The following is a 16,840-nucleotide window of genomic DNA, read 5'->3' as shown; positions in this document are numbered from 1 at the left end:
TGATTTCGTTTGACTTGCTTTTTTAATTTTTATACATTGTCTTTAAATAATAAAAATGCTGAAAATTTATCACTACCTAAGAAATAAAATGCATCCTATCTCTTCGGCCTCTATTGAAAGCTTGCCCAATGAATTGCTACTCCCTATCTTAGAGGCTTGCGTAGTTCCTTCCTTATTTAGCGTCTGTAAAAGATGGCATCATCTGCTGGCTTCTGAAGTCATGCCTTCTCTTTATAAGCAAATAGGTAAAGTGCATGTTCCTCAAGGAAATGTTAAGGAGCAGGCTCTTATTGTAGATAGGATTTATAAGCTAGAAGAAAAGCTTTCTGAGGCCGCAAAGGTAAATGCAATCTTTAGGCGAATCTTTACTTTAGCCAAGTCTTTTTCAGCTTTAGAGTTTAAAGTGCAAATAGAAGAAAAGAGGTATCTTACTCTGGCTAACTACTCTTCCTATCTTCTAAATATTAATCGCCTTTTACTTTGGAAAAAACTTCCTGGTGGGGAAGAATACTTGAGCCGAGAAGAAATTAAGCACGTGTTTCTAGGAAAAAAAGGAGAGCTTTTTAGAGATTGGATTGCAGAAAATCGTGAAAACATCACGGCTTTAGATTTATCTAGAATAGGCTTGACTTATTTACCCTCAGAAATAGGCCAATTGTCTCAGCTGCAATATCTTTACTTAGATCATAACCAACTCACCACTCTGCCTGCAGAAATCGGGCAGTTATCTGAGCTACAAGTTCTTGGCTTAGGAGAAAACGAGCTCACCAACCTGCCTGCAGAAATCGGTCGGCTACCTCAGCTGCGACATCTTTTCTTAAATCAAAACCAGCTCACCGCTCTGCCTGCAGAAATCTGGCAATTGTCTAAGCTGCACACGCTTGAATTAAATCAAAACCAGCTCACCACTTTGCCTGCAGAAATTGGGCGGCTGTCCCAGCTGGAACGGCTTGAATTAAGAGAAAACCAGCTCGCCGCTCTACCTACAGAAATCGGGCAATTGTCTAAGCTGCACGCGCTTGACTTAAGAGAAAACCAGCTCACCACTTTGCCTGCAGGAATTGGGCGGCTGTCTCAGCTGGAATGGTTTAACTTAAACCAAAACCAGCTCACCGCCCTGCCTGCAGAAATCGGGCAATTGTCTAAACTGCACACGCTTGAATTAAATCAAAACCAGCTCACCAGCCTGCCTACAGAAATCGGGCAGCTGTCTAAGCTGCAATATCTTTTCTTAAATCAAAACCAGCTCACCAGCCTTCCTGCAGAAATAGGTCCATTGTCTCAGCTGCAAGGGCTTTGTTTAAATCAAAACCAGCTCACAGCTCTGTCTATAGAAATCGGTCGGTTACCTCAGCTGCGACATCTTTACTTAAATCAAAACCAACTCACCGCTCTGCCTGCAGAAATTGGGCAGCTATCTCAGCTGCAAGAGCTTGATTTAAGCCAAAACCAGCTTACCGCTCTTCCAACAGAGATAGGGCAGCTACCTAAGCTGCAAAGGCTTGAATTAAATCAAAACCAGCTTACCACTCTTCCTGCAGAAATCGGGCATCTGTCTCAGCTGCTAGTGCTTGACTTAAATCAAAACCAGCTCTCCGCTCTGCCTGAAGAAATCGGGCGGCTACCTCAGCTGCGACATCTTTTCTTAAATCAAAACCAGCTCACCACTCTGCCTGTAGAAATAGATCAATTGTCCCAGCTGAAACAGCTTGACTTAAATCAAAACCAACTCACCAGTCTGCCTGCAGAAATCGGGCAATTGTCTGAGCTGCAATATCTTCACTTAAATCAAAACCAGCTCACCACTCTGCCTGCAGAAATCGGGCAGTTGTCTGAGCTACAAATTCTTGATTTAAGAGAAAACCAGCTCACTGCTCTGCCTGCAGAAATAGGTCTATTGTCTCAGCTGCAAAGGCTTAAATTAAATCAAAACCAGCTCACCGTTCTGCCTGCAGAAATCGGACGGTTGTCTCGGCTGAAAAAGCTTGGATTAGCGGAAAATCCTTTGAAAGATATTCCAGAAAGAATAAGGCAACGTTTTCAATTGTAGAATGGTAAGTACTTTTAAGATCTGGGTAGGCTAAATGAAATAAAAAACTTTTAGCCCTCTTACTTTAAGCAAGTCATCCGCTTTCCTCCCGCAACTAAGCAAAGTTAGACTAACCTTCACATTTATAAGGACAAGAAGTTTTTCTCTTTTTCTACAGAGTGTTATAGCTGGGAGAACAACCTTTCTTGGCAGGAAGAAGCTAGGCGTATATTTCATCATGCGGTAGAAGAAGTAAAACATTGAGCTAAAAAGAGCTGTTTTTCTCAAATAAAGCAAAGAATCAATCTCTTTCTTTTAGCCAAACCAGAATTGCCGCGTCACTTAATCCCCAAAACCTGTGGCTGCTCCTAAATCGGAAGTTCCATTTTTTAAAACTAATTAGTAGTAAACAAGCTTTTGATTATTAAAAGCTTATGTTTTTTGTCTACGTTTTTTTCTAGTGACTACAGGCTCATGATTCTTTGATAAAACTTTTGGTAACCCTATTTTTAAGGCTTCAAGCATTTGTCTGTTTTGGTGGCGTGGTTCGGGGATTTGCTGAAAACTTAAGCCTTCATTTACTGTCCATTCTATTAATGTTAAAGTAGATAAACTGCGTAAGCCCTCTTCTACTGTTAAATAAAGGTCCTTCCAGGCTTTATCAAGCTCTCTGATAATCACGTAGGCTAACATTACAATTAAAACATGGCCCTTTGTACTTTCTTCTGAACATACATAGACTGGCCTTATTTCAAGATCGCTTTTTACTGTTCTAAAAGCTGATTCAACCCTAGCTAAATCTTTATAACGATCATGTATTTCTTGCATGCTCACTTCTTCGCAACCAAGATCGTTTTTAATCACATAGCAATCATCTAGCTTAACATCCTCAGCTAGCATTTCCTGATTAAGGCATATAGATAAGCTTCTATCTTGCGCACTAGCTGTCACGCAAGTTTTAAGCGCTAAACGCTCGATTTTAGCTTTAATTTTTTTCAGGGCTACTTCTACCTGTGCTTTGCGATATGCATGTAGATAAACATTTTGCGCGGAGACTTATTTTTCTATGCTAGCTAGCTTGCTGAGACGAGAATGGGCGATTTCCTGGGCGCGCACACGATTACGTTTAAGAATATATCTTATCCCATCTTCTTTGACTTCAGCTAAGTTCTTATCAAATAACGTATATTCGATCACACCTCTTTTCATTAAGGTCTCTATTTGAGCCTTTGCCATAAATGGGTACCCTCAATATTATCGACTGGTGTAAAGAAAATGGAAACCCTAAGCCCACTTGGGAAATGCGAGCGGAATCAGTCGTTACTACTTTCTTGCCCTCGTCTTTCTTTGCCACAGGGAAAAGGCCCGAAGAACAGGCAGAAGAAGCCGAAAAAGTCAGACCCGAGTCAAGGCCCGAGTCCTTGGAAAAAGAAGTGATAAAATTGCTTCGAAAAGAATCTTTATCGAAGAGTGAAACATCTCAAATCCTGGGACATAAACACATTTCAGGGGGATTAAAAAAAGTTCTCTCTTCGTTGCTTAAACAAGGAAAAATTATCTACACATTACCTGAAAAGCCTAATAGTAGGCTGCAAAAATATAAATTGACTGATAAAACTAAGGATTAAACTCAAAATTAAAATATTTTCAATTTAAGTCTCTTTTTTTACTGCTTGAAAATCAAAATTTCCTTAGACTTAACACCTTTAAACAGCTAAAAAGGGCTGAGGAAATGGATAGGATTTTTTTACGATACTATCTCTTAATGCTTTTTGCTTTGTCTCTGTATACGCCTGCTCTTTCTGCTAGTCAGTTACAACTTGTAGCTACCGAATCACATCCAGAGGCGTTTATTCAAAATAAGAACATTTGTCATTAACTGGCATTTAACCTAATCTTTTTTCTAATTGATATTTTTTATCAACAATTTTCCATTAAAGCATCTGTTTAGCTAATGAAACATAGTCTTTTCTTTATCAGCTAAAAACTGAGCTTGCTGAATAAGAAAGCTAAAAGCAATCTTCAAGCACGTTTTTACTTGAGCTAACTCTTTTCTCCCTGCGAAGCTAAAGTGAAATCGGCCGAAAAATATTTCAGAAAAAAATATAAGAAAGAGAAGCTAAAAAAATCATATGTAAATTTTATTTTTAAATCATAAAATTTCATTATAAATAGATTGTCTCTTGCCCTTTAAGTTTATTCTTGGTTAAGCTATTTCTGTTATTTAATTTTGGTTAGTTCATGAAGAAGCTTATTTGCTTATTTATTATTTTATTCATCAATTCCTACGGTGCCTATACGCAAGAGCTCCCCTCTTCTTCATTATTACCTTCCTTGCATGAGTGGCAAAATCCTACTTATGTATTTGATTCAGTAAATATCATGACCGGCCAGTACACGGAAGCTCAAAACGATTTACATCTTAGCGGGCCGGCTCCTCTCAGCCTGCGCAGATATCACACGGGAGAAGACTGTTTTTTATCGGGATGGCAGTGTAACTTCCCTAACCTATTTAACGCATCTACGCCAGGAGAGGCAGGCCATTTTACCTCTACGCACAAAATCTCGTATGAATATGATCAGCAAAATCGCTTAAAAGCTGTAAAAGCCTCTGACTTTGCTGATAAGCATCTCTATAGCTGGTTGAACATTCAACATAGCGATGATCCTTATAAGCAATGCATCATTCAAACCCATGATAACCAGCAAATCACCTATCGCTTCCGTAATCCTCGTTTAATTGCCGAAGTCATTTCCTCAAGCGCTCCTTCTATTGCTTATTACTATCAAAAGCACCCTTCCCAAGAAGGTTACCTTATCAACCGACGCGAATTACCAGAAGGCCGTTATGTAGAATACGAATATTATGAAAAAGGCCATCCTCATGCCGGAAAAGTTAAAGTTCAAAAAAGCCCTGTAGGAGAAGATGCCACCGCTATTGTTACTCGTAGCTTTGTTTATCATGAAGGGTCTACGGAGGTCTATGATGCTCTTAATTGCAAAACCATTTATCGCTTCTGCGATGGATATATAACAGATATTGAAAATTACGATTCAGCCGGCCAATTTTCTCGCCTAGAAAAATTAATATGGACTCAAGCTTTAGGAAAAAAGGAAAACAGCAAACAGCTTCGTACCCGTTATATAGCCGATGCTCAGGGTACTATTCTTATTGCCCACTCCTTTTCTTATGACAACCAACAGCGTTTAATTAAAGAAACCCTATATGGCAACCTTACTGGCACATGCACGCTAGCTATTCAAATAGGCCACGATGCTTATCCTTTAAAAAATGGGATAGAGCATTATAGCATAACCTATGAATATGCAAATGATCTTCTAAAGAGCACAGAAGAAGATAATGGAAAAAAAATAATTTATGCATATTTCCCTAATACTCCCTACCTTCAGTCCAAGTTAACATGCATTAACGACAAAATTATTCTAAGAGAATTTTACTCTTACAATCAAGCTGGGCAGGTCACCACCTTTAGCAAAGACGATGGATCTTCAAAAAATATAAACGACCTTACCAACGTCAGCGAAAGGCAGATAAAAACAATTAGTTATCGTACGGACCATCCTGCCTTAGGTTTACCAGAAAGCATAGAAGAGAGGGCATTGAATCTTTCTACCGGCCAAACTCATCTTATAAAAAAAATCATCTATCACTACAACCATCAAGCGAAGGTTATTCAAGAAGACTATTACGATGCGAATAATCAACATTATTATTCCATAAATAACACCTATGATGAGCGCCAAAAGCTTATTACTTCATCCGATGAAGTTAAAGGGCTTACCGAGAAGAGCTATGATTTAAATGGCAATCTATTAAAACAAACATGTATCAGCCCTACAGGTATCTCACAACAAATTATCCATACCTATGATTTTGCCAATCGTTTAATTAGTAGCGAAGTTTTAGATAACAATGATCAGACTAAAAAAACTTACTTTCATTATGATTTAAAAGGCAATAAGAGAGCATTTATTGACGAGTGTGGTAATCAAACTACCTATGAATATGATAGCTTAGGTCGTGAGACTCAAGTGATTTATCCGGCCGTCTTGGACGAAAACCTTAACATTATCAATCCCTCTAAGCAGACGAGTTATGATGTACTTAATCGCGTGATAGCCCAAACGGATGCAAAAGGTTGTACTACTTACACTCAATACAATGCTTATGGTAAGCCTATCCTCATCCTCTACCCTGATCAAAGAGTGGAAAAATTTATTTATAATTTGGATGGATCCTTAAAAGTTGCTTTTGATATTCAAGGAAATTATATAGTTTATCATCGTGACCCTTTAGGGCGACTCTTTAAAAATGAAGCTTTTGATAAAACAGGCGCTTTATACAAAGCCACTACTTTTATTCATAATGCCTTCCATTTATTAGAAGCAAGGGAGGCCACAGGTCGAAGAATCTGTTATAAATACGACTATATGGGCCGTTTACAAGCTCTCGAGCAAATGACAGGGAAAACTATTAGTAAGCGATTAACCTATGAATATAATCATTTAGGTCAACAGACTATTTCTAAAGAATGGTATGGCCCCCATCTTGAAAATTTTATTGCCACTATTAAAGAATATGATTTTAAAAATGATTTAAAATCTACCCGTCTTGAAAATACCAAGGGCAAGATACAAAAAATGAGTTGGGTAGAACCCACCCCTATACAACCTTCTCCCATTGAAGAGCTTGTTTTCAATTCTCTAGGACAGCAAGTACTTCAACAAGCTGTGACTGACCCGTCAGGAAATGTGACTCTCACTCTTTACGATGCGATGAAACGACCTGTGAAGATAACCAAGAAAAACAGTCTAGGTGACATACTTTCCTTACAAGAATTACAGTGGGATATGAATAATCATAAAGCTAAGGAAACTTACTTTTTAAGCCACGGCAAAACCATCAGTACAGTATGGCATTATGATTCCTATGATCGCCTTATTAGATGCATTGAAGGATTTGGTACAGTAAGACCTATGACTACCCAGTATACTTACAATGAGGCAGGCCAGCTAAGTGCCCTTCTTAAGCCGGATGGGGTGACCATTTTTTATGAATATGATTCTCTAGGCAACCTTTCTTCCCTTCATTCTTCTGATCTTACGATCCACTATATTCTTTCCTATGATTCTCTCCAGCATATCACCCATATTGAAGATAAAGTTCATTCCTTATCTACACGGCGCACGTTTTCTCTCGACGGATGCTTATTAGAAGAAGTACAAGGCAACGGATTAAAAACCACCCGGCATTATGATGAGCTCAACCGCTGCATTCAATTAGATCTTCCGGATACATCTTCCATTAAATATAGTTACGACAGTCTCTACCTTAGAGAAATTGAGAGGCAGCGTCTTTTAAAAGATCCCTTGATTCATAAGTATCAAGAGCGAAATTTAAATGGTCATCCACTGATTAGTGACTTGGCGGGCGGCATAGGTCAAGAGCTACGTAGTTATAATAGCAAAGGTTATCTTACTCATATTTCTACGCCTTTTTGGTCTGAAGCTATCCATTATTTGCCTGAAAAGCCGCAGATTATCGAAAAGATTACTTTTAAAGATTTTACTGGGGAATATAAGCACAATTTTATTTACGATGATCAAAACTACCTAACAAATGAAGCAGGACTTTTTAGCAACACCTACACCTATAACTGGCTAGGAAATCAAACGTCTAAAAATTATGAAGAGTGCGCAATTAATCCTTTGGGGCAACTAATCGGTTACCATAACACCCACAATTGTTATGATGCTAACGGCAATTTGAAAGAAAAGATAATCGAAGGTAAGAGACTTCGTTTTGAATATGATGCTTTGAACCGCATGATAACTATGCGCCAGAATAACGGGGAAGTTTATCGATATACTTATGATCTTTTTCATCGGCGCTTGTCAAAAACATGTTTTGCTTCTAATGGCGAAAAAAAATGGGAACAAAAATATCTTTATGATGGTTTAAATGAAATTGGAGCAGTCAATGATAAAAATCAAATAACTGAATTGCGTGTGCTAGGTGAGGGGCTAGGAGCAGAAATCGGCAGCGCCGTCCTATTAGAAATAGAAGATCAAGTATACGTTCCTTTCCATGATCATCGCGGCTCAGTCTGTGGACTTATCTCACTTGCCGATCAAACCTTGATAGAACAAGCCCATTATTCTGCTTTTGGGGAAGAAAAGAGAGAGCCCTCCTTCTGCAATAATCCATGGCGCTTTTCCAGTAAAAGAATGGACCTAGAGTCTGGACTGATTTATTTTGGAAAACGTTACTACGATCCTTCCCTAGGCCAATGGACCACACAAGATCCCTTAGGTTCGATGGAAAGCCCTAACCTCTATGCTTTTTCCTCTAATAATCCCATCAATCGCATGGACCCTTATGGCCTATTCTCTTTTAGTAACCTATGGAGCGCTATTTACTCCCAAGTTACCGATATCGGTCAGCAAATTTTTAGCTTACTTCGCAATATGCACGCCTTCATGTCTACACATCTTTCATTGGAACATAATTTTAATGAGAAGATTGAAGGAACAGCCAGCGCTATTTTTGGAAAGCTGACCTTAGGCATCTGTGGCTTTTATATAGGAAAGAATGAAGCAGGGGTGATAGGGCAAGGAGAAATAAATGACAAAGTCAGAATTACTTTGATTAATGGGATTTTAAATGCTCGCCATGATGTCATGTATAGCTTAGAAATAATTTCAAAATTTCATGGGGACAATAACATCCACTATATTTTCCGCCCCACTGAAGGATGGACTTACGATTTTCTAAAATCTCTAGCCGTTAGATGTGGATGGGTTTCTCCTCAAGCTAAACAGCTTGCTTCAAAGTGGCGGGAATTGATAGCACAAATAGGCGGTGTGGAAGGCGGAGGAAGAATTATTCATTATGCGCATAGTATTGGGGCTTCTGATACCTTAAGAGCTAAAGGTCTTTTATCAGCTGAAGAGCTAAATATGATAGACGTATATACTTTTGGATCTCCTTGCCTACTGGCAGCAGGGGGATTTCAAAATGTGATTAACTATGTAAGCCTTGGAGATGCGGTCTGCTATTTAGATCCTATTACCTATATTAAATCTTTCTTAGATCCTCAAAAGCATATTACATTTTTACCTAGCTCCTGGGGTCTTCCCCTTATAGATCATCAGCTAGGATTTCCCACTTATCGTAAGCTTTTAGAAGCATTAGGAAAGGAATTTTTAGAAATCCACAGGGCCAGATAAAAAATTAGGGGAAAAGATTGAATCCTCTCTTTTATGCAGGGACGTTGGAATGAAATGAAGCGAGGAAAAAAGCTAAAGAAGGAGAAAAAGAAAACCTCCTTTTAAAATGCAGGCGCTAAGAAAACTTTAGGTTAGATTAGGTCCGACTAACCAAGCGACAGGCAAAGCCTCCATCCCATCCTTCTGCGTTAGGCAAGATGGAAATAAGTTTCTTTTTCATTAACCCCAGTTCTTGGCACGCTATAGCTACTATCTCTTCATTTTCTTCAGGGAGAATACTGCAGGTCATGTACCAAATTTCACCCTCATTTTCCAACAGATGAGCAGCATTTTTTAACAAATTGAGCTGGATGATTTTAAGCTGCTTTGCTTGATCTTCGTTTAATCTCCAGCGAGCTTCAGGGCGTTTACTCAAAACCCCACTATTACTACAAGGCACATCTAAAACGATAAGATCAAATTTTTTATCAAATTTTAACTTCTCGCCCTCACAGCAGCTTACTTGAGCTTGCACACCATATTTTGTAAGATTGTCTTTTAATTTTTGTATTTTTGGCAAGGAGACATCATTGGCATATAGGGCTGCTTGAGGGAAAAAATCATGTAGGGCCAAAGTTTTACCGCCAGGCGAAGCGCATAGATCCAAAATGCTGGTAGGAGTTTTGCTTATTTCTTGAGAAAGATTCCCTATTAAGCTTGCTGGTGTAACATTTTGAATATAATAATTTGCAGAAGAAGCCACCCTTTTAACCTCAGAAGCAGGGACGGTAATGACCTTGACTGGCTTTTCTATAACTGTGTTCCACTCTGTCGGGATTGCTACTATATTTCTTAGCCGAGCCATTGTTAAAGCAGGCTTATTGCTAGCCTCTAAAATCTTTATTGTCGTCTGCAAGCCGTAGTGCTTGTTGAGAGCTTTAATAAAATAAAGGGGGAACGAATAGCGGATACTAAGAGAAGATGGATCCATCCCTTGGGGTAGACTTAAAGAAAGAAAAGAAAGCTTCCTTAATATAGCATTTAAGTAAGCAACAAAGTAAGAATGAAAATGCTTCTTTGCAATCTTGATTGACTCATCCGCAATAGCGTAATGAGGGAGCTTGTCTAAGAAGTAAAATTGATATAAAGCTGTACGGAGTAAAGCTTTTTCTTTTAACTTTAAACGCATCTTTTTCTTTTCAGAGAGCTGCAAAGCCAAATAATCTAAGGCTAGTGCCATCTGAGCAGAACCGTACGCTATTTGATGGGCTAATTGATAATCTTGAGAAGAAGGCTGCTCTTTTTTAAACCACTCCTCTAAATATTCGGAAATAAAGCTCTCCCCTTTTAAGGAATGTAAGAGGGCGAAAAATGCTGCTTCACGACTGTTTATCATCAAAATATAGCCATTGCCGGAACACCCATTCTTGAAGCCAAAGATGTAGCTTGCTTGCTGCCTCAGCATAAAGCTGCTCATCTTGTTGCTCAAGCCATTCACAGGCTTTTTCAAGACTGGTCCCTGTTGAAAAAAGATTTAGGAAACGAAAAGCAGAAAAGTCAATTTCGTCCCACTGTAAATTATTTTTACTATTACGGTATACCACAAAATAATGGGGACGATCTTGAGCTAGGTTAGGAAAATCATGATTTTCCCAGTATTCTACCTCTTGTTTGATCATTTCCTGACGGAAAGCAAACATATCATAACGCAAATTAAATAAGAAAACGTGAGGTTGTAAACACATGCGACGTTTAAGAGTTTTATCCATCCCTGCTGCTATTGTATGGGCATTTACAGGTGAATAATGGGCAGCAAAAAAAGAATAGTTTAAAGCGGCGTCAATCTTTGCTGCATCTAATACTAATTGTTTATCCTTTTCCTGATAGTTCTCATCTATCCACCGAGGAAGCCGATCACTAAGAAAATTTAACGACCAGGTATCAGGAGGATAATGAGTAAGATAAGGCTTGCCAATTTTTTCATTAAAGTCATGATATCCAAACAGGCGCACCACAAGAGGTGTGGCATCATGCAAAATGCTTAAAAGCCTCCACCAATATTGCTGATTATAAAGCTCTATACGTTGAGCGGGCCTTAAAGTAGGGCTAGGAACAATGTAGTCAAATGCTTCTTCTTCCATGCTTTCTTGTGAAGGAGAGATAGGATTCATACGGCTATCTTGATCGACAGGCCTTACTAGTATACTTGCAAACCACTCTTGCAGCTTTCTAAGGTTAGCGGGTACTTGCTTATCTAACGTTAATTCCATTGCCTTCACACTTCTACCCCTTGCAATTGGCGCATCGGTCTTTCAAGGCTAGCCTTGTCATGTAAATATTTCTGAAACTTTTTTGCTTTTAGAGCCTCCTCCCAAGTTTCTTGAAAACTAAGAAAATTATCATCCCATTCAAGTAAAGTGGAAACACCCCCTGTGCGGGGATAAATATCGGCATATAAATCCCACACTTCATCGCGGACATAATTATCATGGGTATCTAATACATAATCGCCATGATCGCTATGGCCCGCTAAGTGGATTTGCAACACCCGATCATAAGGAAGGTTTTGGATATATTTTTGCGCATCAAAGCCATGGTTGCGACTAGAGACATAAATGTTATTGACATCCAACATCATAAAAATGTTAGCTTTCTCTACAACAGCCGTGTAAAATTCCCATTCAGGCATCTCATCCTCTTGAAAAGCTACATAAGAAGAAAGGTTTTCAAGAGCAAAAGGAATTTCTAAGTAATCCTGTACGATACGTGCTCTTTCAGCTACATAGTTGATGACTTCTTGGGTATAAGGCAAGGGAAGTAAATCATGATAGTGAGCGCCGGGCAGATGCCCCCAACATAAGTGATCAGATAACCAAGGGGTCTTGGTTAAACGTGTTAAGGCTTTAAGTTTTTTTAAATAAGTGTAGTCTAAAGGCTCAGCACTTCCGATTCCTAGAGCTACTCCATGTTGCACGACCTGATATTTAGCTAAAATTTTCTCAAGATTTTCAAGAGGTTTGCCACCTTCCACCATGAAATTTTCACTAATAATTTCAAACCAGTCAATTTCAGGTTGTAAGCGAAAAATATCTTCGTAGTGTACATGCCTTAAACCTATTCCAATTCCTAAGTTAGGAATGTTTGCATTTTTCATAGCCATCCTGGCAATACTTAAATTTTTTTGTTCCTACTACCCGTTTGATGAAGAAAAATTTCTAGAACTTCAAAAATATAGGCCTGGTATTTAAAGTTTAATTTCCGTTAGCAAGTGCCCTTTTTTTCATCATTTTATCATAAACTAGCTTAACAGCAAGGTTTTTGTCCGCGATTGCACATTTACCTTGACCCTTGCACGAGCCTTGCCCGGCACACTCATGCTTATCAGTTTTACAGGCATTTAGCCCTTTACATTGATTAGTATTTCCACAACGTGCGCTTGCCACCTGCCGTGCTAATTCTTTATTAGCTACATCTAAAGCTTGGTAATTTTGCTGGCCCTCCTCATTAAGCTCAAGCAGCAACTCCTCTTCATCCATCAGATGATAGCCTAGATTACCAGCATTAGGATCGACTTCAGCTTGCGTAGTAGCCGTAGAAGGGGCCGAAGGAGGACTGCTTTTGTCAGGAGTAGAGACGGCAGCTAACAGGGTAGGATAAGTAGGGGAAGAAGGCTGCTGCGCATGGACAGATTGCGAAAGCATCATGCCACCTGCCAAGCCCAATAACGCCAATTTTTTAAGATCTCTTTTCTTCATTTCTCTCCTCTTGTCCGAATCATAAGTTTTTTAAGCTCAATCATGAATAAAAAAGTTAACCAAAGCTTAAAGGTTAAGTGCTTATAAAATAGCCTATCAATTTAAATTCTATTTAATTAGCAATAAAAGCTACCAAAAGTGTGCACACATCCAAGCATTTAAAACTTAAAGATATGCACACACTAGGAGTCAAACCTTAATTAGAGCCTTGATTGGTTTGTGCACGTTTTTCGGCTTGTTTTTGTGCTGCAACTTTGATAGCAAGATTCTTATCTTTGAAGTTGCAAGCGCTCGATCCTGCACAAGAACCTTTGCCTGCACAGCTATGCTCCTCTGTTTTGCAAGAATTTAAGCCTTTGCAATCATTATTTCCTTTGCATGTTCTGCTAGCTAACTTCTGTGCTAAAGCTTTCCCTTCTGCATTCAAACTATTATAATTTTCTTTACCTTGTTCATTCAATTGGCTTTTCAATTGATCTTCCGTCATCAATTGAGTAGCAGAGCTACTTTTAAGGCTTTCATCAGCCTCAGCGATGATACGAGATTCACGATTTAAACCAGAGGAGGGTTTGCCTTGATTTCCGCATGTGCCAGCTCCGCAACCGCTAGCCATGAGCACTCCAGGTGTTGCTAAATGATTGCTAGTATCAGCATAAATAGAACCGTGAGAAGCCATCATTACGCCGCCTGTAATACCTAGCAAAGCAAGTTTTTTGAGATCTTTTTTATTCATTCTAACACTCCTAAAAAATTTATGGGTTTTCTTCAACTTTTACAGATAAAATATTCATTTAACATTCATTTCTCTCAAATGCAAGTTTTTTTATTACCTTTTTTTCCTACAGAGAAAAATTTTTCATTGCGTCGCATTTTACACTAGGCAAAGATGGCCATTCGCTCTTAAGAGAGCTTTAGATGAGACTGTTAGCAAGCAAAAGGCAAAAGACAAACTTTTTAATAGAAAAACTTTAAGTTATACGCTTTCAAGCTACTTTTTATGTAATCCCGTACTTTATAAAATTCCTCTCATTAAGTAGAGAGGCAAATTTCAGAGGGCTAGGTATGCGGACTTAGTTTTTTTAAAGCGTATTATTCAAAATAGAGGAGTTATTATACATAATCCCCTAGGGAAACTTGCGAAGACAAACTCTTTATAAGCCGCTTTCTAGTTAAAATTTATAGCCTTAAGAGAAAAAAATAAGTTGAATGCTTGGCTCCGTCCTATATTTTACATAAGTTGATAAGATAAGCTTTTTAAAGATAGAAAAGAAAAATTTAAATGATAAGAAATTAAGAGAGATTATAGATCACTACAATAGCTAATGGAAAATTTTAAAAGTTACATTTAAGCGTTTATAGCAAAGCTTTTGCCTGGCCTTTAAAGGGCTCAAGGCAAAAGCGCGGTAAGTTCTTCTTTGCAACACCTTCAGTAGAAAGGTAAAAGCCTTACTAACCTTAAGAAGAAGGCCAAAGCTCAGCGATAGGAAGAGGCAAAACTTGCCTGATATGTTCAATTTCTCCTTTAGAGACATGCTGGGTAACTACTTCGAATACAGCACGCACTATTTTTTCTACATCAGAATATTGTACTAATGCTAGGCTATTAAAGTGAAAAGCTACAAAATCTAAAAATTCTTCCGTAGTTTTAACCTTAACGGGCATTATAGACGGCTTCCATCCTTCATAATAGAATCCTCGGACTAACATAGGCAATTGAGCACTTAATTTCGCAGACACTTCTACGGATAAACGATCACGCAAAGCTTGCAGTGTTCCTTTTAAAGCCAAATAAGCTTTTTTTTCGTCAGTCCATCCCAGTAACTTCATAAGATCTTTAAGCCACTCATGGGTTTTTTGTAAAGTTGTCTCAAATACATCTACTGACATATCAGCCTCCTTATGTTAAAGGTACCTCAAGAATAGCGTAAGACTAGAAAACTATATTTTCAAGTTAATAAAATCAAAAAAATCTACAACTATAAATTTTTTAAAATCCTAATCCCCTCATCAGCTAGTTTAGCTAGGATAAATTAGCTTAAAAAAACTTTAAGATTAGATTTTCTAGGGTTATCTTTTTTGGACCTTTTTCAAAAAGGCAAAAGAAGTTTAATCCTATCGGTTGATGGCTTGTAAGATAAAAACAGTTTGATCAGCTTTTCATCTATCGAGGAAAAAAAGCTTTTTTAAAACTTAAGGGGAGGAAGGAAATTATTCTCACCAGGAATCTTCTCCATAAAGTAATCTTTAATCCTCATTAAGATTGCTTTTATTATGCCAAAAACATTTAAAACTTAGATTAACCAAAAGCCTTCTACACAGGTTTCAAAGAAATCGATCTACCCTTATTTTTTTTAAAGGCTTCCAAATTTATTATTGCAATAATGATGGAGGTGCGCCTATCCGCTCCCATAAAAATGATAAAAAATAGTGCACAACTTAAGGGAAAGAAAACTAAACATAGAGGCAGTAAAATGATTTAATCTAACCTTCTCCTGCATTTACGTCTAAAAAACATCTTAGCACAATTTTAAGCATTATTATATTTTTATTAAAAAAATTAGTAAGCTATAAGGAGGCTTATATGGAAAAGAATTCAGCTTTAGACCTATTTTTAGAGACAGGTCTTAGACATCTTTACAATGCTGAAAAAGAAACCTATGATAATTTAAAGACATTAGCTAATAAAGCTTCTAACCAAGCATTAAAAGATGCTTTTTCCTCTCATATTTTAGAGACAGAAGACCAAATAGGACGATTGCAACAAAGTTTTGGGATGCTAGATATTGATCCCTCCTCTAGTAAAATTCAAGGAATTCCTAATTTTGCTGATAAAGGAAGAGAACTGATGAAAACCTTACTAGATCTTAATTTTACAGATCGTAGTAAAGGCATGGATGGCATCCTTAACGAAGGGAAAGAGCTAATCAGGCATTTTGCCGATACAGATTCTAACGATATTGCCTTGATAAATGCTGCTCATAAGGTCGAACATTATGAGATAGCTTGCTATAATCTTATTTGCTTCTTGTGTGGACATTATAAACAAAAAGAAATAGTCAATTTAATGAAGCTTTCTTTGGAAGAGGAAAAACGTATGGGAGAAAAACTTTTGGAAATAGCTCAGCGCGAGATTACGCTGCCAGTCTTCCCCCCTAGTTAATCATCGTTTTGCCTAATGTAGAAAGGTGTGATTCTAACTGGCAGAGAGGACGCATACACATTTAAAAAGCTGGTCGTTTAAATGTTGGATGCAAGTCCTCCCTAGTGCAGAACAGAAGCTTAAAAAACCAATTTTTTTTTAATTAAGGCAATCTATGTAACACTTTTAATGCAATTTTCATTATGGCTTATTAGAAAAAATTTAGAAGTGGCAGATAATTATCTTTTATTCAGGAGCTTTTAAGAATAGCATCCCTTAACCTCTGGGCTACTCCTAAAAGCTCCTTTAAATGCCAAGTGGTCTAGCTAGCATGCTCCTTATGGCTGGTGCCCCGCGCCTCTTTTATCTCCTAAACTGCGTTAGCGGGTAGGGCATTCACTTTCTCCTAAATCCAATTCTTGCTGGCCCCTATCATAATCATTAAACTCATCCACCAAATCTCCTTTTTCCTGATAAGGCATTTTATCAAAGGGAAAAGGGGCCACTTGATCTTTATCATAATTTTTATTTTTAGTCATTGCATAAGCTCCTTTTCCCAGGGTTAACGCATTTAATTTTACTTGATAAGTAAAAATATTTTCCTCACAAGTTTTCCTTTAATACAGGAGAAGCCATGTCAGAGGATAACACCGTCATTATGGGATTTTTAAAAATTGTCCCGGACCC

Annotated in this window: 13 protein-coding genes; 4 read left to right on the top strand and 9 right to left on the bottom strand. The window is 38.0% G+C overall.

The genetic code is table 11. The features are described 5' to 3' along the window. The first annotated feature begins 88 nt into the window (after positions 1-88). Positions 89-2,050 (top strand): leucine-rich repeat domain-containing protein, encoded by a 1,962-nt coding sequence (locus NEOC95_RS04470; RefSeq protein ID WP_213151838.1) that lies wholly within the window; start codon positions 89-91, stop codon positions 2,048-2,050. 411 nt (positions 2,051-2,461) lie between these two features. Here NEOC95_RS04470 and NEOC95_RS04465 read toward each other — a convergent pair whose 3' ends face one another. Together NEOC95_RS04465 and NEOC95_RS04460 are read right to left on the bottom strand one after the other, a co-directional pair. After that, positions 2,462-2,980, bottom strand: a complete 519-nt coding sequence (locus NEOC95_RS04465; RefSeq protein WP_349305250.1) for a hypothetical protein — start codon at positions 2,978-2,980, stop codon at positions 2,462-2,464. Positions 2,981-3,085: 105 nt separating this feature from the next. Continuing rightward, positions 3,086-3,265 (bottom strand): hypothetical protein, encoded by a 180-nt coding sequence (locus tag NEOC95_RS04460; protein ID WP_213151836.1) that lies wholly within the window; start codon positions 3,263-3,265, stop codon positions 3,086-3,088. Positions 3,266-3,267: 2 nt separating this feature from the next. Here NEOC95_RS04460 and NEOC95_RS04455 point away from each other — a divergent pair, with 2 nt between their 5' ends. Together NEOC95_RS04455 and NEOC95_RS04450 are read left to right on the top strand one after the other, a co-directional pair. Continuing rightward, entirely contained in the window at positions 3,268-3,657 is a 390-nt protein-coding gene (locus NEOC95_RS04455) for a Fic family protein (RefSeq protein ID WP_213151834.1), read from the top strand. A gap of 613 nt (positions 3,658-4,270) precedes the next feature. After that, the gene (locus tag NEOC95_RS04450; RefSeq protein ID WP_213151833.1) at positions 4,271-9,280 is read left to right on the top strand and encodes an RHS repeat-associated core domain-containing protein; all 5,010 of its coding nucleotides are present in this window, start codon (positions 4,271-4,273) and stop codon (positions 9,278-9,280) included. 136 nt (positions 9,281-9,416) lie between these two features. Here the strand turns inward: NEOC95_RS04450 and NEOC95_RS04445 are convergent, their stop codons facing one another. The 6 genes from NEOC95_RS04445 to NEOC95_RS04420 all read right to left on the bottom strand — a co-directional run bounded on the left by NEOC95_RS04445 (position 9,417) and on the right by NEOC95_RS04420 (position 14,901). After that, the gene (locus tag NEOC95_RS04445) at positions 9,417-10,736 is read right to left on the bottom strand and encodes an RsmB/NOP family class I SAM-dependent RNA methyltransferase (protein WP_213151831.1); all 1,320 of its coding nucleotides are present in this window, start codon (positions 10,734-10,736) and stop codon (positions 9,417-9,419) included. After that, positions 10,639-11,529 carry an HvfC/BufC family peptide modification chaperone gene (locus NEOC95_RS04440; RefSeq protein ID WP_249270172.1) on the bottom strand — a complete coding sequence of 297 codons (891 nt, stop codon included), beginning with the start codon at positions 11,527-11,529 and terminating at the stop codon, positions 10,639-10,641. The genes NEOC95_RS04445 and NEOC95_RS04440 overlap by 98 nt, the downstream gene beginning before the upstream one ends. A gap of 5 nt (positions 11,530-11,534) precedes the next feature. Further along, entirely contained in the window at positions 11,535-12,413 is an 879-nt protein-coding gene (gene bufB, locus NEOC95_RS04435; RefSeq protein WP_213151827.1) for an MNIO family bufferin maturase, read from the bottom strand. A gap of 97 nt (positions 12,414-12,510) precedes the next feature. Next, the gene (locus NEOC95_RS04430; protein WP_213151825.1) at positions 12,511-13,014 is read right to left on the bottom strand and encodes a hypothetical protein; all 504 of its coding nucleotides are present in this window, start codon (positions 13,012-13,014) and stop codon (positions 12,511-12,513) included. Positions 13,015-13,210: 196 nt separating this feature from the next. Next, the gene (locus NEOC95_RS04425; protein WP_213151823.1) at positions 13,211-13,747 is read right to left on the bottom strand and encodes a hypothetical protein; all 537 of its coding nucleotides are present in this window, start codon (positions 13,745-13,747) and stop codon (positions 13,211-13,213) included. A 722-nt stretch (positions 13,748-14,469) separates the two neighbouring features. Further along, complete coding sequence (locus NEOC95_RS04420) at positions 14,470-14,901, bottom strand: DUF2267 domain-containing protein (RefSeq protein ID WP_213151821.1); 432 nt, start codon at positions 14,899-14,901, stop codon at positions 14,470-14,472. A gap of 694 nt (positions 14,902-15,595) precedes the next feature. On the opposite strand from NEOC95_RS04420, the gene NEOC95_RS04415 reads away from it, so the two are divergent. Beyond that, the gene (locus tag NEOC95_RS04415) at positions 15,596-16,174 is read left to right on the top strand and encodes a YciE/YciF ferroxidase family protein (RefSeq protein ID WP_213151819.1); all 579 of its coding nucleotides are present in this window, start codon (positions 15,596-15,598) and stop codon (positions 16,172-16,174) included. Positions 16,175-16,533: 359 nt separating this feature from the next. Here NEOC95_RS04415 and NEOC95_RS04410 read toward each other — a convergent pair whose 3' ends face one another. Next, positions 16,534-16,692: a hypothetical protein gene (locus tag NEOC95_RS04410; protein ID WP_213151817.1), complete on the bottom strand. Its 159-nt coding sequence runs from the start codon at positions 16,690-16,692 to the stop codon at positions 16,534-16,536. Between the last annotated feature and the right edge of the window lie 148 nt (positions 16,693-16,840).

It is taken from the genome of Neochlamydia sp. AcF95 (assembly GCF_018342455.1).
GTDB lineage: Bacteria > Chlamydiota > Chlamydiia > Chlamydiales > Parachlamydiaceae > Neochlamydia.
This window is presented reverse-complemented; position numbering and strand designations above follow the sequence as displayed.